The sequence below is a fragment of the Neorhizobium vignae genome (assembly GCF_000732195.1).
Classification (GTDB): Bacteria; Pseudomonadota; Alphaproteobacteria; order Rhizobiales; family Rhizobiaceae; genus Neorhizobium; species Neorhizobium vignae.
Genome location: NZ_JNNU01000004.1, coordinates 236289 through 256332, shown reverse-complemented (window position 1 = coordinate 256332; position 20044 = coordinate 236289). Strand labels below are relative to the sequence as shown.

Below are 20044 nucleotides of genomic sequence, written 5' to 3'. Positions count from 1 at the left end.
GGAGGCCATTCTCCGGGAAGTTAGTGTTCCCTCAAGGAATGGCCATGAAGCCCACCCGTATCATTATTCTAGCGGTTGCCGTGGTGGCGGCGGGCCTCGCCGGCATGATTGCCATGCGCCTTTCCGGCACCAAGGCACCCGAACTGGTGGAAACCGTCATCCAGAAGGAGCCGACGGTCAAGGTGCTCGTTACGGCCGAGAACCTGCCCGTGGGCAGCCGGTTGAACGACAAGTCGATGGCATGGATGTCCTGGCCCTCGAGCGGCATCGTCGATGGATTCATTACCGATTCCACGCGCCCGAACGCCATGACCGAGCTTCAGGGCGTCGTTGTCCGCATGCCGATGTTCAAGGGCGAGCCGATGCGGGCCGAGAAGATCGCTGATTCATCCAGCCGGATCATGTCCTCGCTGCTGCCATCCGGAAAACGGGCTGTGGCTACCGAGATCTCGGTTGCGACCGGCGCCGGCGGCTTCGTGCTGCCGAATGATCGCGTCGACATCATCATGGTGCGGGAGAACAAGGATAACGGCAACTACATTACCGAAAACATCCTGAGCAACGTCCGCGTCCTCGCGATCGACCAGCAGGTCCAGGAGAGCGAGGACGGCAAGAAATCCGTCGTCGGCACGACAGCGACGCTGGAACTGACGCCGGATCAGGCAAAGGTCATCGCCGTTGCCCAGCAGATGGCTCAGAGGCTGACGCTCGCGCTGCGCTCGGTCGCCGACTCGCAGGAAAGCGACACGGTAGCCCCGGACTATTTGCTGCATGGGGGTGATGGCAAGGCGGATATCCAGGTCATCAAATCGGGGGCGATCGTCAAGAGCACGGCGACGGCGGTGCAGGCGAAATGAACGGAGCGCTCAAGTGAACAGTCTGAAACACAAGATTCGTAGCTCGGTAGCGGCAGGCATGGCTTTTTGCCTCGCCTTTTCCGGCGTTTCGCTGAATATCGTCCCGATCAGCCTTCGGCCGGCGCAAGCCTTGGCGGCCGAAAACAGCGTCGTCCGCATCACCGAAGGCGGGCCTGGAATACGCAAACGGCTTCAACTCGGCCTCAACAAGGCCCTAGTCGTCGACCTGCCATCCGACGCCCACGACATTCTGGTGGCCGACCCAAGCATGGCTGACGCGGTGACGCGCACTTCGCGTCGCATCTATCTGTTCGGCAAGACCGTTGGCCAGACCAACATCTTCGTCTTCGGACCCAACGGCGAGGAAATCGTCAGCCTGGACGTGGCAATCGAGCGGGATATTTCCGGTCTCGAGCAGAACCTTAGCCGGTTCCTCCCGGAATCGAACATCAAGGTCGAGATCATCTCGGACAACATCGTTCTGTCAGGCAGCGTCAGGACGCCGCAGGATTCGGCGCAGGCGGAAAAGCTGACCACCGCCTTCCTCAAGGGCGGTGAGGCGACCACCCGGAATATTACGGCCCAGGGCAATAACGGCGACGCGGATATCTTCGCCGAGGCTCGACAGCAGTCCCAGATCGTCAACCTTCTGACGATCGAAGGCGAGGACCAGGTCACGCTCAAGGTGACGGTTGCGGAAGTCAGCCGGCAGGTGCTGAAGCAGCTCGGGTTCAATGGCTCTGTGACCGGCCCCAAAGGCTCGATTTCCTTTGCCAACCCCGCCAATCTTGGAAACGCCGTCGGCCTGGCTGCTCAAGGCGTCTTGTCCGGCAACATAGGCAATGTCGGCCTTTCGACTTACATGAACGCCATGGAACAGGCAGGCGTCATGCGCACGCTTGCCGAACCCAGCCTGACCGCCATTTCCGGCCAGCAGGCGAAATTTTATGTAGGCGGCGAATACCGCTTGCCAGGCCAGCAGGAAGTCGATGGGCAGGAAGGCACTGTCACGCAGACGGTCGACACGGTAGACTATGGCATCGAACTGAACTTCAAGCCCGTCGTTCTGTCGCCCGGGCGAATCAGCCTGGTGATCGAAACCAACGTATCGGAGCCGACTTACGAAGGTTCTGCCGTGACGGGCAATGGTGCTTCGCTGCGGGTTCCAGGCAATACCTATATGTCGATCCGCAAGCGCGAGGCTTCGACCACGGTCGAATTGCCATCCGGCGGCTCCATCGTGATCGCCGGCCTGGTGCAGGACAATGTCCGACAGGCAATGTCCGGCCTTCCGGGCATTTCCAAGGTCCCGGTGTTCGGCACGCTTTTCCGCAGCAAGGACTTTATCCGCAACGAAACCGAACTCGTGATCATCGCGACGCCTTATCTGGTCCGTCCCGTTGCGCGCAACGAGATCGCCCGGCCGGACGACAACTTCAATCCGGAAAACGATGCCGCGACCTTCTTCCTGAACCGCGTCAACAAGATCTACGGCCGCAAGGAACCCGTCGCGGCGGGCCAGTATCACGGCGCCGTAGGCTTTATCTACAAGTGAGCGGTCATGGACATTGAAACCCAGAAAATCTCGGCCGAAGGACAGGATGCCATGACCAAGGGTGTAACCAGGCCCCGTCGCAGCGGGGTCGCCGCAGCCATGGCGCTTGCCGTATCCGGCCTGCTCCTGTCGGCCTGCGGCAACAGCCAGCTCACCACGGGCTCCATCCCCGACGACTATCGCACCCGGCATCCGATCGTGTTGGCGGAAGGCCAGTCGACCCTCGATATTCCGATCGCCTCGGGTGATGTCCGCCTGTCGACCGGGATGCGGGATACGGTCAAGGGATTTGCGCAGAACTTCATGGCGTCGCCGGCCGGCGTGATGCAGATCCAGGTGCCGTCCGGCTCGTATAATTCCGGTGCAGCCCAGCATCTGGCGGGCGATATCCGCCGCGAGCTGACGCGTTCCGGCATCAAGACGCAGCGGATACTGATGAGCAGCTACGCTGCCTCGCCGAATGGCGATGCAGCGCCGATCCGGCTTTCCTACGTGACGACCAAGGCGATGACCGGCCAGTGCGGCGAGTGGCCGGCAGACCTGTCGGACAACACGTTCGGCAACAAGAACTGGTACAATTTCGGCTGCGCCAGCCAGAACAATCTTGCAGCCCAGGTTGCCAATCCCACGGACCTCATCGCCCCGCGGGCCATCACACCGATCGACGCCACCCAGCGCGCCAAGGTCATCAGCGACTACCGCACCGGCGGCACCGCCACGACGACGCCGTAAGCCAGTGAACCGGAGAACACGATGAGCGCGATCAACTACGAAATCCGCACTCCCGGCCAGGGTGAAGGGTTTGCCGAGGACGCCGATCGCCCGGGCGATTTCGACGCGCTGCGCCCGCTGCCGCGCATCTCTATCCATTCCTTCTGCGAAAGCGACGGGATGCAGCGCATGATGGACCGCATGGCCCGTGATCGCCGCATGGCCAAGGTCAATCTGCGTGTGACCATCGGCGGCACCAGTGCGGCCGCCAACATGTTTTCGTCCACCCCGACCCCCAACCTCATCATCCTGGAAACCGATGCCGAGCCGAAGAACCTGCTCCACGAGCTCACGCCGCTTGCGGAAGTGTGCGACCCCTCGACCAGGGTCATCGTCGTCGGCCGCTACAATGACATTTCGCTCTATCGCGAGCTGATCCGCAACGGCATTTCCGAATACCTTGTCGGCCCGGTGCAGATGCCTGACATGCTGGCTTCGATCTCGGCGATCTTCGTGGATCCTGAAGCCGAGCCGCTCGGCAAATCGATCGCCTTCATTGGTGCCAAGGGCGGCGTCGGCGCCTCGACCATCGCGCATAACTGCGCCTTCGGCATTTCGAACCTCTTCTCGACCGAAACCATCCTCGCCGATCTCGATCTTCCCTTCGGCACCGCCAATATCGATTTCGACCAGGATCCGGCCCAGGGCATTGCGGAAGCCGTCTTCGCGCCGGAGCGCCTGGACGAGGTCTTCCTCGATCGCCTTCTGACCAAGTGCTCCGAGCATCTCTCGCTGCTGGCGGCTCCCTCGCTGCTCGATCGCGCCTATGATTTCGATCGCAACGCCTTCACGCCGATCATCGAGCTTCTGCAGCGCAGCGCGCCGATGGCCGTTCTGGATGTCCCGCATGGCTGGACGGAATGGACGCGGGCGGTTCTGTCGGAGGTCGACGAGGTGGTGATCTGCGCGGTTCCCGATCTCGCCAACCTGCGCAATACCAAGAACATGATCGATGCGTTGAAGAAGCTTCGCCCGAACGACCGTGCACCGCATCTGATCCTCAACCAGGTCGGCATGCCGAAACGACCGGAGATCGCTCCGAACGATTTCATCGAACCATTGGAGATCGAACCGATCGCCATCCTGCCGTTCGACGTGCTGTTGTTCGGCAATGCCGCCAATAGCGGCCGGATGATCTCCGAAATCGACGCCAAGTCGCCTATCGCCGAAACCTTCTCCCAGATCGCCCACATCGTCACGGGTCGCGTCGCCATGAAGAAGGTGAAGAAGGGTGGCCTCGGCAAGATGCTCGGCATGCTCGGGCGCAAGAAGGCATAACACCAGGAAACCGGTATGTTTGGAAAACGCGGAAACGAGGGATTTGGGAAGAGCGGCAGCGTAGCGCCGCCGCTGCCGGCTGCACCTGCGCCTGCCGCGGCGCGGTCCGCCGCTCCGGAAGTCCTTGCCGAGCCGGTGCGCGATCCGGTTACCCAGCGGCAGCAGGTCTCTCCGCCGCCGCTCGCGCCGCAATCCGCAGCCCGCAAGCGCCCGGCGCGCACGGAACTCTATTACGACACCAAAAGCCAGGTCTTCTCGGCGCTGATCGATACGATCGACCTGTCCCAGCTTGCCAAGCTCGATGCGGAGAGCGCGCGCGAGGAAATCCGCGATATCGTCAACGATATCATCACCATCAAGAACTTCGCGATGTCGATCTCCGAGCAGGAGGAACTGCTCGAGGACATCTGCAACGACGTTCTGGGTTACGGCCCGCTGGAGCCGCTGCTCGCCCGCGACGACATCTCCGACATCATGGTCAACGGCGCCGGACAGACCTTCATCGAAGTCGCCGGCAAGACGATCGAATCCGAAATCCGCTTCCGCGACAATTCCCAGCTCCTGTCGATCTGCCAGCGCATCGTCAGTCAGGTCGGCCGCCGCGTCGATGAATCTTCGCCGATCTGCGACGCACGCCTGCCGGATGGTTCGCGTGTCAACGTCATCGCGCCGCCACTCGCCATCGACGGGCCGGCGCTCACCATCCGTAAGTTCAAGAAGGACAAGCTGAACCTCGACCAGCTCGTCAAGTTCGGCGCGATCACGCCGGAAGGCGCCGTGCTTCTGCAGGTCATCGGCCGCGTCCGCTGCAATATCGTCATTTCCGGCGGTACCGGTTCGGGCAAGACGACGCTGCTGAACTGCCTGACCAACTATATCGACAAGGAAGAGCGGGTCATCACCTGCGAGGACACCGCCGAACTGCAGCTGCAGCAGCCGCATGTGGTCCGGCTCGAAACCCGCCCGCCGAACATCGAAGGCGAGGGCGAGATTACCATGCGCGACCTCGTCAAGAACTGCCTGCGCATGCGCCCCGAACGCATCATCGTCGGCGAAGTGCGCGGACCCGAAGTCTTCGACCTGCTTCAGGCGATGAACACCGGGCACGACGGATCGATGGGCACGATCCACGCCAACACGCCGCGCGAATGCCTGAGCCGTATGGAATCGATGATTGCCATGGGCGGTTATTCGCTGCCGGCAAAGACCGTGCGCGAGATCATCACCGGTTCGATCGATGTCATCATCCAGGCGGCTCGCCTTCGCGACGGTTCGCGCCGCATCACCCAGATCACCGAAGTGGTCGGCATGGAAGGCGACGTGATCATTACCCAGGACCTGATGCGTTACGAGATCGACGGCGAGGACGCCAATGGCCGCCTGATCGGCAAGCACATGTCGACCGGTATCGTTAAGCCGCATTTCTGGGACCGCGCCCGTTATTACAACGAGGAAAAGCGCCTTTCTGCCGCGCTTGACGCGATGGAAAAAACCAAGAGCTGAGGAGCAGGGTTCCATGTTCGGGTTGGATATCAACGTCGTGGCGATCATCGCCCTCGTGGGGGTCGCCGCGGCGGCGGTCTGTTACGCGCTGTTGTTCTCTCGCATGGAAGTGGAAAAGAAGGCCGACAGCCGGCTCAACCGGGTGAAATCGGCGGAAACCGATCTCAACAAGGTCAAGGCCGCGCGTGACCGCGTGCAGGAGCTTTCCAAGCGCCGCAAGTCCATGCAGGATTCGATCAAGGACCTGGAGAAGAAGCAGGAAGAGAAGAACAAGAAGATGGCCGACGGCAGCTTGAAGGCAAGGCTCCCCCAGACCGGCCTGTCCCTGACGATGGGCCGCTTCTATATGTTCAGTGTCCTGTTCGGCGTCTTCGTTTTCCTTGTGGCCCTGATCGCCGGCCTGCCGCTGCTTGCCGCCGTCGGTGCCGCCTTCGTCAGTTCGGTCGGGCTGCCGCGCTGGATCATCGGTTTCCTGGTCAAGCGTCGCCAGAACAAGTTTCTCGAGGAATTTCCGAACGCGCTCGACGTGATGGTGCGCTCGATCAAATCCGGCCTGCCGCTCAACGATGCCATGCGGCTGATCGCTTCCGACGGCCAGGAACCGGTGAAGACGGAATTCCGCCGCGTGATCGAATCCCAGCAGGTGGGCTTGAGCATTCCGGAAGCCTGCTCGCGCATGATGATGACCATGCCGCTGCCGGAAGTGAATTTCTTCTCGATCGTCATCACCCTCCAGGGCCAGGCCGGCGGCAATCTTTCCGAAGCGATCGGCAATCTTTCCAAGGTGCTGCGCGAGCGCAGGAAGATGAAGGCCAAGGTGCAGGCCTTGTCGATGGAAGCCAAGGCTTCGGCCGTGATCATCGGCGCTTTGCCCTTCATCGTCTCGCTGCTCGTCTACCTCACCTCGCCTCAGTACATCTCGATCATCTTCACCGATCCGCGCGGGCACCTGATCCTTTTGATGTCCGGCGTCTGGATGTCGATCGGCATTTTCGTCATGCGCAACATGATCAACTTCGACATCTGAGGGGACGGAGCGATGGGACTGGCAACGACGCTCACCGACCCGACCACACTGCTGGCGATCCTGGTGGCCGTGGCGGTTTTCGCGACCCTCTACACGCTGGCGAGCCCGTTCCTCGAAAAAGGAGACCTCGACAAGCGCATGAAGGCGGTCTCCACCGAGCGCGAACAGATCCGCGCCCGCGAACGCGCCCGCATGAATTCCGAACAGTCGAAGACCTCGCTGCGCGCACAGAACAATCAGTCCGTCCGGCAGATCGTCGAGCGCTTCAATCTGCGCAAGGCGCTGGTGGACGACAACACCGTCAACAGGCTTCGTGCCGCCGGCCTGAGGTCGCAGAACGCCCTCAACATGTTCCTGCTGGCCCGGTTCCTGCTGCCCTTCGTTTTCCTCGCAGGCGCCATCGTCTGGATTTTCGTGCTTGGCAACCTCGCCACCCGGCCGTTCCCGATCCGGATGCTGGCGGCGATCGTCGTCGCCTATATCGGTTTTTATGCACCGAACATCTACATTTCCAACCGGGTCAAGAAGCGCCAGCTTTCCATCAAGCGGGCCTGGCCCGACGCGCTAGACCTGATGCTGATCTGCGTCGAGTCGGGGATTTCCATGGAAGCGGCGATGCGCCGCGTGGCCGAGGAAATGGCGCAGGCATCGCCGCCGCTGGCCGAGGAAATGGTGCTGACGACGGCCGAGCTCTCCTTCCTGCAGGACCGCCGCACCGCGCTCGAAAATCTCGGCATCCGCACCCAGCTCGATATCGTCCGGGCTGTTACCCAGGCGCTGATCCAGGCCGAACGTTATGGTACGCCGATCGCCTCGGCGCTGCGTGTGCTTGCTCAGGAAGGCCGCGACGAGCGGATGAACGAGGCGGAAAAGAAGGCCGCCGCCCTGCCGCCGAAGCTGACCGTGCCGATGATCCTGTTCTTTCTGCCGGTGCTGATTGCTGTCATTCTCGGCCCAGCCGGCATCCAGGTCGCCGACAAGTTTTGATAAAGCCGGCCGGCGCCGAGCCGACGGTGAACGCCACCTGAATTCCGGCTTCAGACCGTATTCAGCGGCGATCCATCAATATCCTCCCATCGAGCGAAAATTCCGTCCGTTTACGAACGCGGATCGAAGCACCACATGATTTTGGAGGATACCCGATGCTGGCAAGACTTTGCGTGAACCTCGTCCTGATCGGTGGAATCATTACGGTGATCTCGCGCCTCATCTGAGGGCGTGGCGATGGAGGACCCATCCCAAAAACAGTAAAACCGGCGCTAAGCCGGTTTTTTGTTGGGATGACGGTAGCCCGATCAATTCGTACTGGGTTTGCTTTTGCCGTCCTTGTCGGCGAGCTTTGCCCAGGCATTCTGCTGGGATAACATCGAACGCAGATAGGTGACGTTGGCGTCGGCCTGCTGCTGCGAGAGTTCCCGGCGGGCGATCTGTTCGGCTTCCGCGAAACGGCCCTGCAGGCCGACGACGAGCGCCAGGTTCTGGCGGACGCGGCTGTCGGCGGCGGGGTGGCCGGCGGCATTGCGCATGTAGGTTTCCGCCGTCTTCAGGTCGCCGGAAAGCACGTAGGACATTCCCAGATTGGACATCACGCTCGGCTCGTTCGGCTGTGTGTCCAGCGCCATGCGGTATTTCTGGCGGGCCTCCGCCGAGCGGCCGAGCTGGTCGAGCACGGCGCCTTCGGCCGAATAAAGCCGCCAGTCCGGATGATCTGGGGTCTGGGCGCGGTTGATGGTCGCGAGCGCCTGTTCGAGCTGGCCGGCGCCGGCCTGCGCCTTGCCATAGGCTGCCAGCACGTCGCGGTCGGCAGGATGGGCGATCACCACCTGCTGCATCACGGCAAGCGCCTGCGTATTCTTGCCTGTCATGCCGAGCACTGTCGCGTATTGCAGCCCGATCTGCTTGTTCTTGGGATCCCGGGCATAGCTCGCACCGACAGACTTCTCGGTGCTGGCAAGATCGTTCGCGTTCATGCCGTCCATGGAGGCGGCCGAGGTCCTCGGGATGGAGCCCGTCGTTTCCACATCCCGCTTTGTCGCGCAGCCGGTAACCGAGAGAACGGCGAGAATTGCGAGAGCGGCGGTCTGGGCGAGGCGGGTCTTGCGAAGCGTCACGGCTGCGGAAGCGGTCATGGGGTGCGGTCTCGTTCGGTCCGGTGCCACGTCTTCCGAATAAGGAGCGGGCATATAGCGCATTTCCACTCCAGCAATAAACTGTTAACCCTAACAGATCGTTAAGATGAGCGATTCCAGCAGCTTCCGAAGGCTCCCTCCATGGCACCCTATCAATATATCGAACGTCCCTCTCCCTTCAGCGCGAAAGGAGCGGCGACCAGGCCGGTCCATGCCGTGACGCCTTCCGACCTCGAGGCTGGGAAGCTCGACGCGGTGGCACTCGCCTGGGCGAAGGCGGCGGGCTTCAAGGCGGAAGCCGGCGCGCTGCTTCTGTTGCCGACGGCGGAGGGTGAGGTGGGCAGCGCCCTGTTCGGCCTCGGCAGCGAACCCGCCGAGGCGCCTTTCATCACCGGAAAACTCTCGAAGCTCCTGCCGGCGGGTGACTGGCATGTCGAGACCTCGACGCTTGGCGATGCGCATCTTGCTCTCGGTTACGGCCTCGGTACCTATGGCTTCAGCCGCTACAAGTCCGAAAAGCAGAAGGATGTCCGGCTTGCGATACCGGTCACGGCCGATGCCGGCGATGTCGAGCGCCAGCTTGCCGGCGTCTTCCTCGCCCGCGACCTCATCAATATCCCGACCAACGAGATGGGGCCTCTCGAGCTCGAAGCGGCTTTCCGGGCGCTCGGCGAACACTATGGCGCGACCGTCACCTCTATCGTCGGCGAAGACCTGCTGACGCGGAACTTTCCACTCGTCCATACGGTCGGCCGCGCCAGCGTCTCACCTCCGCGCCTGCTCGAAATGCGCTGGGGAAAGAAGGGCCATCCGCGCGTCACCCTGGTCGGCAAGGGCGTCTGCTTCGATACCGGCGGCCTCGACATCAAGGGTGCCGCCAACATGGCGCTGATGAAGAAGGACATGGGCGGTGCCGCGAACGTCATGGGCCTTGCCCTGATGATTATGGATGCGGGTCTTGAAGTGGACCTGCAGGTTCTGGTGCCGGCGGTCGAGAACTCCATTTCCGGCAATGCCTTCCGTCCCGGCGATATCTACAGGAGCCGCAAGGGCATCACCGTCCAGATCGACAATACCGATGCGGAAGGCAGGCTGGTCCTTGCCGACGCGCTGGCTTACGCGGACGAAAACCCGCCGGACCTGATGATCGATATGTCGACGCTGACGGGGGCCGCCCGCGTCGCGCTGGGCACCGAGCTTGCGCCCTATTTCACCGACGACGAAGCGCTTGCCGGCAAACTGATGGACGCGGGCCGCACGGAAGCCGATCCGATGTGGCGCCTGCCGCTGTGGATGGGCTACGACAAGGATATCCGCTCGCGCGCCGCCGATATTACCAATTCGCCCTCGGGCGGCATGGCCGGTGCGATCACCGCGGCACTTTTCCTCAAGCGCTTTGTCACCGCGACCAGGAGCTGGGTGCATTTCGACATCTATGGCTGGGTGGCGGCCGAAAAGCCGCAGGCACCGGTCGGCGGCGAGGCGTTTGCGATCCGTGCGCTCTACCGCACGATCCGCGACATGGCGGCGAAATAAAACGGCTCCGAAACAAACCGGTAAGACCTTCGGCTTAAAGTCCGCCCGATATTGAACCAAGGCCGATTTTGAACCGAGGGTCGTGATGCCGGTTGAACTGACCGCCACGGAAGCGCTGGGCCTCTGGCACCGGGTATCGCTGGAGCAGGTGCGCCACGACGGCCGCGATCTGACATTGCGCCAGATGTCCATTCTGCTGCATATTTACCTCGTGCCGCCGCCGCATACGGTGCGCGGGCTGGCGGCGACGCTTGGCGTCACCAAGCCGGTCATCACCCGCGCGCTCGACACGATGGGCGAGATGGGACTGGTGGACCGCCAGCGCGACGAGCGGGACCGCCGCAACGTGGTGATCAAGCGCACCGTGGCGGGTGCGCTCTATCTGGAAAAGCTGGGCGACTTGATCATCCGGGAAGGCCGCCAGTGATGGGTTTGCCGTGAAGCGCCCGAAGGGATTTTGAGATGACCGAACTGCTCGACAGACGCCTGCACGCCTTCCGTCCCGACCTCGCAGACGAGACGCTGAAGGGCAGCGTCGAGGCAGACCTGTTCGTCCGCGGCGAACCGGCACGCATCGCCGTGCCGGTGGCCCAGCTCCGCCCGGCACCGGACCTTGCCCGCGGCATCGATACCGAACTTCTCTGGGGCGAAACCGTCCGCGTCTTCGACCGTGCCGATGGTTTTGCCTGGGTGCAGGCCGATCAGGACGGTTATGTCGGCTACCTGCCGGAGACGATGCTCGGAAGCCTGGACGAACCCACCCATCGCATCGCCGTGCCCCGCACCTTCCTGTATCCGGAACCGGAGCTTCGCAAGCCGCCGGTCGGCGCCCTGTCCATGGGCAGCCGCGTCACCGTCGTCGGCGAGGCGGAAACCCGCGGCACGCGTTATTTCGTCCTGGCAAGCGGCGAGGCGGTGATCGCCCGCCATTGCCTCCCCATCGCGGAGACCTTGGGTGACGATTACGTCGCCGTCGCCGAAAAATTCCTCGAGACGCCCTATCTCTGGGGTGGCCGTTCCGGTTTCGGTCTTGATTGCTCATCGCTCGTGCAACTCGCCCTGATGATGACCGGCCAATTTGCCCCGCGCGACTCCGATATGCAGGCCTCGATCGGCAAAGAGATCGGCCAAGGGGAACTTCGCCGCGGCGACCTCGTTTTATGGAAGGGTCATGTCGGCATCATGGAGAATGCCGAGACGCTTCTCCACGCCAACGGTCACACGATGAGCGTCGCCCGCGAGAATTTTGAGGCGGCCGTCCAGCGGATCGGCTGGCTCTACCAGCAACCCACCGGCTATCGCCGCCTGGATAACTGCCGATGATCACGCAAACGTGGTCTATGGCCCATGGATTGGACATCCTGCCGTCCATATCTCTGATTCGTCCGCAGCGTTCGTGGATGAGGAGTAGATTGATGCTCAAAGGTGCATGGATACTGCCGGCCGTGATGCTCGTGGCGCTGCTTGTCGCCGCGCTGGTTCCGGCTGAGGTATTCGCGGCCGAGCCCAAGGCCTTCCCCAAGGATGTGCAGACCTATTTCCGCAACCTGCCAGGCGTCGTGCCCGAGGAAGAACACGCGAAGAAACAGGCCTATGAATGCACCAGCGATATCGAGAACGTCTACCGCAGCCGCGGCAGTTTCGACATCCTCTATGGCGACGTGATGCCGACCCGGATCTATCGCTGCAAGACGCCGAGCGGCGTGACCTTTACGGGCACGCGCATGCCGAACAATGCATGGGCTCCCGGCATTCACCCCTATCATCTACCCGAATAGGGCAATCTTCGTTCAAACGCGGCGAACGGGAAGACCGTATCTTGCGATGTCGCGCCGGAGCGCCGACCAGGCATTGACGACCTGCCGCTGCTGCCCCACTACTTTCTGACATACTAAACTTGGTACACCGGGAGGATGCAGGGTGTTCCACGCAAGCATGAATTTTGCGCTCGGCGAGGAGGTCGACGCTGTTCGTGAGACGGTCCACCGTTTCGCGCAGGAAAAACTCAAGCCTCGCGCCGACGAAATCGACCGCAGCAACGAATTTGCCCGCGATCTCTGGCCGGAACTGGGTGCGCTCGGCCTGCTCGGCATTACCGCCGACCCGGATTTCGGCGGCTCCGGCCTCGGTTATCTCGCCCACGTGGTCGCCGTCGAGGAACTGGCCCGCGCCTCAGCCTCCACGTCCCTCAGCTACGGCGCCCATTCCAACCTCTGCGTCAACCAGATCAACCGCAACGGCAATGCCGATCAGAAGGCGCGCTACCTGCCGAAACTCTGCTCGGGAGAGCATGTCGGCGCCCTCGCCATGTCCGAGCCCGGCGCCGGCTCCGATGTCGTATCGATGAAGCTCCGCGCCGAAAAGCGCGGCGATCGCTATGTCCTGAACGGCAACAAAATGTGGATCACCAACGGCCCGGATGCCGATGTGCTGGTCGTCTACGCCAAGACCGATCCGTCGGCGGCCTCGAAGGGCATCACTGCCTTCCTCGTCGAAAAGGGTTTCAAGGGTTTTGCGACCGCCCAGAAGCTCGACAAGCTCGGCATGCGCGGCTCCAACACCTGCGAACTGGTGTTCGAGGATTGCGAAGTGCCGGCCGAAAACGTCATGGGAGCCGAGGGCGGCGGCGTCCGCGTCCTGATGTCCGGCCTCGACTACGAGCGCGTCGTGCTTTCGGCCATCGGCATCGGCATCATGCATGCCTGCCTCGACGTGGTCATGCCCTATGTCCACGAGCGAAAGCAGTTCGGCCAGTCGATCGGCGAATTCCAGCTGATCCAGGCCAAGGTCGCCGACATGTACACGGCGATGAACTCCGCCCGTGCCTATGTCTATGCGGTGGCCGCCGCCTGCGATCGTGGCGCCGTAACGCGCCAGGATGCCGCCGCCTGCTGCCTCTATGCCTCCGAACAGGCGACCCAGCAGGCACTGCAGGCAATCCAGATCCTCGGCGGCAATGGTTATATCAACGACTTTCCGACCGGTCGGCTGCTGCGCGACGCCAAGCTGATGGAGATCGGCGCCGGCACGTCGGAAATCCGCCGCATGCTGATCGGCCGCGAACTCTTCAAGGAAACCGCCTGATGGCTGTCATCCGGTCTGCGGTCAATCTGAGGAGCGAAGCCGCCGAAGCGAACCGCGCCGCGATGCAGGCAAAGCTTGCCGAGGTCGAGGGGGCTGTGGCGCTCGCCCAAGCTGGTGGCGGCGAGGAAGCGCGGGCGCGGCATGCGAGCCGCGGAAAATTGCTTCCCCGCGAACGTATCGCCCGGCTGCTCGATCACGGCTCTGCCTTTCTCGAGGTCGGCATGACCGCCGCCCACGGGCTTTACGGCGGTGCGAGCCCCTCGGCCGGCATCGTCACCGGCATCGGCCGGGTCGAAGGCCGCGAGGTGATGATCGTCGCCAATGACGCCACCGTGAAGGGCGGCACCTATTACCCGATGACCGTCAAGAAACACCTCCGCGCCCAGGAAATCGCCGAGGAGAACCGGCTCCCGTGCGTCTATCTGGTCGATTCCGGCGGCGCCAACCTGCCGAACCAGGACGAGGTGTTTCCCGACCGCGACCATTTCGGCCGCATCTTCTTCAATCAGGCCCGCATGTCCGCTAAAGGCATCGCCCAGATCGCGGCCGTCATGGGTTCCTGCACCGCCGGCGGCGCCTATGTGCCGGCGATGTCCGACGAGGCGATCATCGTCAAGGACCAGGGAACGATCTTCCTCGCCGGCCCGCCGCTGGTGAAGGCCGCGACGGGCGAGGAAGTCTCGGCCGAAGATCTCGGCGGCGGCGACGTCCATACAAGGCTTTCCGGCGTCGCCGATCATCTCGCCCGCGACGACGCCCACGCCCTGGCGCTCGCCCGCCGCGCCGTCGCCGGCTTGAACACCCGCAAGCCGGATACCGTGGTGCTGGCGACCCCCGAGGAGCCGCTTTACGACCCGGAGGAAATCGCCGCGATCGTCCCGTCGTCGCTAAGCACCCCCTACGACATCCGCGAGGTGATCGCCCGGGTGGTCGACGGCTCGCGTTTCGAGGAGTTCAAGGCACGGTTCGGCATGACGCTGGTCTGCGGTTTCGCGCATGTCTTCGGCATCCCCGTCGGCATCATCGCCAACAACGGCGTGCTGTTTTCCGAAAGCGCCCAGAAGGGCGCGCATTTCATCGAACTCTGCTCGCAGCGGAAAATCCCGCTTGTCTTCCTGCAGAACATCAGCGGCTTCATGGTCGGCCGCAAATATGAGGCGGAAGGCATCGCCAAGCACGGCGCCAAGCTGGTGACGGCGGTAGCGACCACGTCCGTGCCCAAGGTCACGATATTGGTCGGCGGCTCCTTCGGCGCCGGCAATTACGGCATGGCCGGCCGGGCCTATTCCCCGCGTTTCCTGTGGACCTGGCCGAACAGCCGCATCTCGGTAATGGGCGGCCCGCAGGCGGCCGGCGTGCTCGCCACCGTCCGCCGCGAGGCGATCGAACGCGGCGGCAAGACGTGGGGCGCGGACGAGGAAGCGGCCTTCAAACAGCCGGTGCTCGACCAGTTCGAGGAGCAGAGCCATCCGCTTTATGCCTCCGCCCGTCTCTGGGACGACGGCATCATCCACCCCGCCAGGACACGGCAGGTCCTGGGCCTGAGCCTCTCCGCCGCGCTGAATGCTCCGATCGAGGATACACGCTTCGGCGTGTTCCGAATGTGAGGGCCGCATCATGATCCGCAAAGTCCTCATAGCCAATCGCGGCGAGATCGCCTGCCGCATCATCCGGACCTGCCACCGTCTGGGCGTCGCGACCGTCGCCGTCTATTCCGACGCCGATCGGGATGCGCTGCACGTGTCGCTTGCCGGCGAGGCGGTCCATATCGGCCCGTCTCCTGCCGCCGAAAGTTACCTGCGCGGCGACGCGATCATCGATGCGGCACTGCGGACAGGTGCCGACGCCATTCATCCCGGCTATGGCTTCCTCTCGGAGAACCCGGATTTCGCCGACGCGGTAACATCCGCCGGCGTCCGGTTCATAGGTCCATCGTCCGATGCAATCCGCGCCATGGGCCTCAAGGACGCCGCCAAGGCGCTGATGGAAAAGGCCGGCGTGCCTGTCGTCCCGGGTTATCACGGCGCCGAGCAGGATCCGGATTTTCTCCTGGGCGAGGCCGAGCGGATCGGCTTCCCGGTATTGATCAAGGCGCGCGCTGGCGGCGGCGGCAAGGGCATGCGGCGGGTCGAAAGCGCAGCGGACTTCGCGGAAGCACTCGCCTCGGCGCAGCGCGAAGCTTCGGCCGCCTTCGGCGATCCCGCCTGCCTGATCGAGAAATACATCGCCCATCCACGCCATATCGAGATCCAGGTGTTTGGCGACGACCACGGCAATGTCGTGCACCTCTTCGAACGAGACTGCTCGCTGCAGCGCCGCCACCAGAAGGTCATCGAGGAAGCACCGGCCCCCGGCATGCCGGAAGACATGCGCCTTGCCATGGGCGAGGCGGCCGTCAAGGCGGCGATGGCGATTTCCTATTCCGGTGCCGGCACGATCGAGTTCATCGCCGATGCCTCCGACGGGCTGAAGGCAGACCGTTTCTGGTTCATGGAGATGAATACCCGCCTGCAGGTGGAACACCCGGTGACCGAGGCGATCACCGGCGTCGATCTCGTCGAATGGCAGCTTCGCGTCGCGTCCGGCGAGCCTCTTCCGCGGCTGCAGGATGAGCTTTTCATCAGCGGCTGGGCCTTCGAGGCGCGGCTTTATGCGGAAGATGCCGAGCGGGGTTTTCTGCCTGCCACCGGCAGGCTCGCCCATCTCGATCTGCCGGAAGACCGGGCGCGCATTGACAGCGGCGTACGCGCCGGCGACCGCATTTCGCCCTTCTACGATCCGATGATCGCGAAAATCGTCACTCGAGGCCCGGACCGCCAGACCGCGCTCTCGCTGCTCTCGGCTGCCCTTGCCGAAGTTCGTACCACCGGAGTCACCACCAACGCCGCATTTCTTCGCCGGCTAACGATCCAGCCGGATTTCGTCGAGGGTTTGCCCGATACCGGCCTGATCGACAGGCATCTGGCGGAATTGACGATCGGTCAGGTCCCGTCTCGCGAAGCCCTGGCCTTGGCCGCCTTGAAGCTTTCCGGCGCCCTGGAGCCGAAGAACGGAAGTGATCCCTGGGACCGTTTATCCGGATTCCGGTTATGGGCCGAAGCCTCTGATTTCGTCGAGTTGGACTACCGTGGTCAGCACGTGCCGGTCTCGTTCAGATCGATCGGAGAGGGCGTCTATGCGGCCACGGTCGACGGCAAGCCGGTCGATTTCCGCCTCTCTCGCTTGGGCGCCGAGGCTTGTCTTCTGGAGGCGGCCGGCCGGAAACATCGCGTCCATCTGGTCTCCGGCGAACGCGACGTGACGATCTTCGGCGATGGCGAGCACTGGCACTTCGGCCTCATCGACCCTCTCGCCGGTGAAGATGAGATTGCTGCCAGCAGCGATCGCATCGTCGCGCCCATGCCGGGCCTCGTCAAACTCCTTCGTGCCACGCCGGGAGCCTTTGTCACAAAGGGTGAGGCCCTTGTCGTCATGGAAGCCATGAAGATGGAACTAACGCTTGCCGCCCCGCGCGATGGGACGCTTGCCGATGTCTTCGTGTCGCAGGGCGAACAGGTGATCGAAGGCGCCCTACTGCTGACCCTCGAGCCGGAAGAGGGGGAACCCGAGGATGTGGAGCCGGAAGATGGCTGAGTTCGTCCGCATCCACGAGATGGGGCCGCGCGACGGCCTGCAGAACGAGAAACGGCTCATTTCGACGGCCGACAAGATCCGCCTCGTCGACCTGCTCTCCGCCTGCGGTTTCGAAAAGATCGAGGTGACGAGCTTCGTGCGTGCCGACTGGGTACCGCAGATGGCCGACGCTGCAGATGTCATGGCCGGCATTACCCGTCGTCCGGGCACCCTGTACACAGTGCTGACACCGAACGCGCGGGGATATGCGGGGGCCGTCTCGGCCAAGGCGGATGAAGTCGCCGTCTTTGCCTCGGCGTCGGAAGGCTTCAGCCACCGCAACATCAATTGCAGCATCGCGGAGAGCTTTCAGCGTTTTGCGCCGCTGATCGACAGCGCCCGCCGCGACGGCATCCCCGTCCGCGCCTATGTCTCCTGCACCGTCGATTGTCCCTTTGATGGTCCGACGCCACCGGCGCAGGTGGCGCGGGTGGCAACGGAGCTTCATGCGCTCGGTTGCGGCGAGGTGGCGTTGGCCGACACGATCGGCACCGGCACCCCGGATCGGGTCGCCGCCATGCTCGATGCGGTGCTGAAGTACTTGCCGGCGGCACATCTCGCCGGGCATTTTCACGACACGAACGGCCGGGCGCTCGACAACATCACCGTCTCGCTCGAAAAAGGTCTGCGCGTTTTCGATGCCGCGGCGGGCGGGCTTGGTGGCTGCCCCTATGCCCCGGGAGCAGAGGGCAATGTCGCGACCGGCAAGACGGTCGCTCATCTGCATGCGCTGGGTTTCGAGACCCGTATTGACCGCGACCGGCTTGCCGAAGCGGAAGATTTTGCCCGCAGCCTGAGAGGAGCGCGCTGATGGGCGCTTATGACACGCTGACACTGGAACGGGATGACCGCGGCGTCGTGACCCTGACGCTCGCCCGGCCCGAAAAGCTCAACGCCATGAATGCGCGGATGATTGCCGATCTGGCGGACGCGGCCGGCAAGCTCGCGGCCGACGAGGCGGTGCGCGTCGTGGTTTTCGCATCCGCCGGCCCGACCTTCTGTGCCGGGGGCGACCTGCAATGGATGCGCGACCAGGCGGCAAGGGACCGTGCCGGCAAGATCGAGGGCGCCACCGAACTCGCGCTGATGCTGAAGGCGCTCGACGACCTGCCGAAACCGCTGATCGGCCGGGTGCAGGGCAATGCCTTCGGCGGCGGCATCGGCCTGATGGCCGTCTGCGATATCGTGATTGCGGTTGAAAGCGCCTGGTTTGCGCTCACTGAAACGCGGCTCGGCCTGATCCCCGCCACCATCGGACCCTATGTCGTGCGCCGGATCGGTGAGGGCCATGCCCGTCGGCTGTTCCTCAACGCCCGCCGCTTCGATGCGGTCACGGCCCGCGAGATCGGTCTCGTTTCCGCCGTTCGCACCGCCGACCGACTCGATGCTGCGGTGGAAGAGGAGGTCTCGGCTTTCCTCGATTGCGCTCCCGGCGCTGTCGCCAGCGCCAAGAGCCTTGTGCAAAATCTCGCCCGCCGGACGATCGAAGATCCGGTCGGCTACAGCACCGGCTTGCTCGCCGACCGTTGGGAAAGCACCGAGGGCCGCGCCGGCATCGAGGCCTTCCTCAATCGTCGTCCGATGCCCTGGGTGGCCCCCAAGGCAGGCGGGGATTAGTCCCGGATGGGCTCCGGGACCAAGTCGAGCGTCATTGTTTCGGGATACCCGCCTTCTGGATCACGTCCGACCATTTCTGGATGTCGGCCTTCAGGCGGCCGCCGATCTCCTCCGGTGTACTGGATCGGGCTTCGACGCCCAAATCCGCGAACCGCTTCTTGAGGGCAGGGTCGGCCAGGACTTCGACCAGCGCGGCGTTCAGCTTCTTCACCGCTTCCGGTGGCGTGCCCTTCGGTGCGAAGATGGCGTTCCAGGAGGTCACGTCGAAGCCCTCGACGCCTTCTTCAGCAGCGGTCGGGACGTTCGGCGAGAGGCTGGAGCGCGCCGGGCCAGATGAGGCGATGGCGGTCGCCTGGTTCTGCTGCAGGGCCGCCTTCAGCGCCGTCTGGCTGTCGACGATCACGTCGAGTTCACCACCGAGCAGGGCGACCTGAAGATCGGGCGTGGCCTTGTAGGGGACGATCGTGAAATCGATCCCGGATGTCGACTTGAAAAGTTCAGCCGCAAGATTCTGGCTGCTGCCGACATTGATCGTCCCGACATTGAGCGCGCCCGGCTTGGCCTTCGCGGCTTCCAGCACATCCTTCAGGGTCTTGAACTTGCCATCCGCCTTGGTGACGAACACGAAATCGAAATAGGCAAGGCTCGATACCGGCACGAAATCGGCGACCGGATCGAATTGCAGGTTCTTGAAGAGCGGAACGCTGATCGCGGTGCCGTTCGAAAGCAGGGCGAGCGTGTAGCCGTCTGCCGGAGCGTTCAACGCCGCCCGTGCCGCGACGGAACCGCCGGCACCCGGCTGGTTCATGATGACGATCTGTTTGCCGAGCTTCTTGCCGAGCGATTCGGCAACCAGGCGTGCCGTAATGTCGGCAATCCCACCGGGGCCGAAGGGCAGAACCAGGGTGATGTCTCTCGACGGATAGGCATCCTGCGCCAAGGCGCCGGTCGGCAGCATCAGCGTCAGGGCGACGGCCAGTGATCTCATCCATCGCGTCGGCTGTCGGAATCGGCC

At 63.3% G+C, this 20044-nt stretch carries 18 protein-coding genes; 16 read left to right on the top strand and 2 right to left on the bottom strand.

Annotated elements, in window-relative coordinates; translation table 11 throughout:
- Positions 1-44: 44 nt before the first annotated feature.
- From cpaB to GQ59_RS08130, 7 genes are read left to right on the top strand one after another with little or no spacing between them, the layout of a single operon-like run.
- Positions 45-857, top strand: a complete 813-nt coding sequence (cpaB, locus tag GQ59_RS08160; RefSeq protein WP_037080285.1) for a Flp pilus assembly protein CpaB — start codon at positions 45-47, stop codon at positions 855-857.
- A gap of 13 nt (positions 858-870) precedes the next feature.
- Positions 871-2412: a type II and III secretion system protein family protein gene (locus GQ59_RS08155; protein ID WP_037079789.1), complete on the top strand. Its 1542-nt coding sequence runs from the start codon at positions 871-873 to the stop codon at positions 2410-2412.
- Between the two features lie 6 nt (positions 2413-2418).
- On the top strand, positions 2419-3144 hold the full coding sequence (locus GQ59_RS08150) for a CpaD family pilus assembly protein (protein ID WP_174459609.1): 726 nt from the start codon (positions 2419-2421) through the stop codon (positions 3142-3144).
- Between the two features lie 21 nt (positions 3145-3165).
- Entirely contained in the window at positions 3166-4461 is a 1296-nt protein-coding gene (locus GQ59_RS08145; RefSeq protein ID WP_037079786.1) for a CpaE/TadZ family protein, read from the top strand.
- 15 nt (positions 4462-4476) lie between these two features.
- Positions 4477-5964: a TadA family conjugal transfer-associated ATPase gene (locus GQ59_RS08140; RefSeq protein ID WP_037079783.1), complete on the top strand. Its 1488-nt coding sequence runs from the start codon at positions 4477-4479 to the stop codon at positions 5962-5964.
- Between the two features lie 13 nt (positions 5965-5977).
- A complete protein-coding gene (locus GQ59_RS08135) occupies positions 5978-6991 on the top strand; it encodes a type II secretion system F family protein (RefSeq protein WP_037079780.1) in 1014 nt (337 codons plus the stop codon).
- Between the two features lie 12 nt (positions 6992-7003).
- Positions 7004-7978: a type II secretion system F family protein gene (locus GQ59_RS08130; protein ID WP_037079777.1), complete on the top strand. Its 975-nt coding sequence runs from the start codon at positions 7004-7006 to the stop codon at positions 7976-7978.
- Positions 7979-8286: 308 nt separating this feature from the next.
- Here GQ59_RS08130 and GQ59_RS08125 read toward each other — a convergent pair whose 3' ends face one another.
- Positions 8287-9120, bottom strand: a complete 834-nt coding sequence (locus GQ59_RS08125) for a tetratricopeptide repeat protein (RefSeq protein ID WP_037079774.1) — start codon at positions 9118-9120, stop codon at positions 8287-8289.
- A gap of 141 nt (positions 9121-9261) precedes the next feature.
- Between GQ59_RS08125 and GQ59_RS08120 the strand changes: the two genes are divergently transcribed.
- The 9 genes from GQ59_RS08120 (at position 9262) to GQ59_RS08080 (ending at position 19029) form a co-directional block, all read left to right on the top strand.
- On the top strand, positions 9262-10656 hold the full coding sequence (locus GQ59_RS08120) for a leucyl aminopeptidase family protein (protein ID WP_037079771.1): 1395 nt from the start codon (positions 9262-9264) through the stop codon (positions 10654-10656).
- 85 nt (positions 10657-10741) lie between these two features.
- On the top strand, positions 10742-11083 hold the full coding sequence (locus GQ59_RS08115) for a MarR family transcriptional regulator (protein WP_037079769.1): 342 nt from the start codon (positions 10742-10744) through the stop codon (positions 11081-11083).
- Between the two features lie 35 nt (positions 11084-11118).
- Complete coding sequence (locus GQ59_RS08110) at positions 11119-11979, top strand: C40 family peptidase (RefSeq protein ID WP_037079767.1); 861 nt, start codon at positions 11119-11121, stop codon at positions 11977-11979.
- A gap of 92 nt (positions 11980-12071) precedes the next feature.
- Positions 12072-12434, top strand: a complete 363-nt coding sequence (locus tag GQ59_RS08105) for a hypothetical protein (RefSeq protein WP_037079765.1) — start codon at positions 12072-12074, stop codon at positions 12432-12434.
- Between the two features lie 157 nt (positions 12435-12591).
- Entirely contained in the window at positions 12592-13740 is a 1149-nt protein-coding gene (locus GQ59_RS08100) for an isovaleryl-CoA dehydrogenase (RefSeq protein ID WP_174459610.1), read from the top strand.
- A complete protein-coding gene (locus tag GQ59_RS08095) occupies positions 13740-15347 on the top strand; it encodes a carboxyl transferase domain-containing protein (protein ID WP_037079759.1) in 1608 nt (535 codons plus the stop codon). The genes GQ59_RS08100 and GQ59_RS08095 overlap by 1 nt, the downstream gene beginning before the upstream one ends.
- A 10-nt stretch (positions 15348-15357) precedes the next feature.
- The gene (locus tag GQ59_RS08090) at positions 15358-17373 is read left to right on the top strand and encodes an acetyl/propionyl/methylcrotonyl-CoA carboxylase subunit alpha (RefSeq protein ID WP_037079752.1); all 2016 of its coding nucleotides are present in this window, start codon (positions 15358-15360) and stop codon (positions 17371-17373) included.
- Positions 17366-18223 (top strand): hydroxymethylglutaryl-CoA lyase, encoded by an 858-nt coding sequence (locus GQ59_RS08085; RefSeq protein ID WP_037079749.1) that lies wholly within the window; start codon positions 17366-17368, stop codon positions 18221-18223. Before GQ59_RS08090 ends, GQ59_RS08085 begins: the two co-directional genes overlap by 8 nt.
- Complete coding sequence (locus GQ59_RS08080; RefSeq protein ID WP_037079746.1) at positions 18223-19029, top strand: crotonase/enoyl-CoA hydratase family protein; 807 nt, start codon at positions 18223-18225, stop codon at positions 19027-19029. The genes GQ59_RS08085 and GQ59_RS08080 overlap by 1 nt, the downstream gene beginning before the upstream one ends.
- Positions 19030-19060: 31 nt before the next feature.
- On the opposite strand, the gene GQ59_RS08075 is transcribed toward GQ59_RS08080, so the two are convergent.
- Positions 19061-20017: a Bug family tripartite tricarboxylate transporter substrate binding protein gene (locus GQ59_RS08075; protein WP_037079744.1), complete on the bottom strand. Its 957-nt coding sequence runs from the start codon at positions 20015-20017 to the stop codon at positions 19061-19063.
- Between the last annotated feature and the right edge of the window lie 27 nt (positions 20018-20044).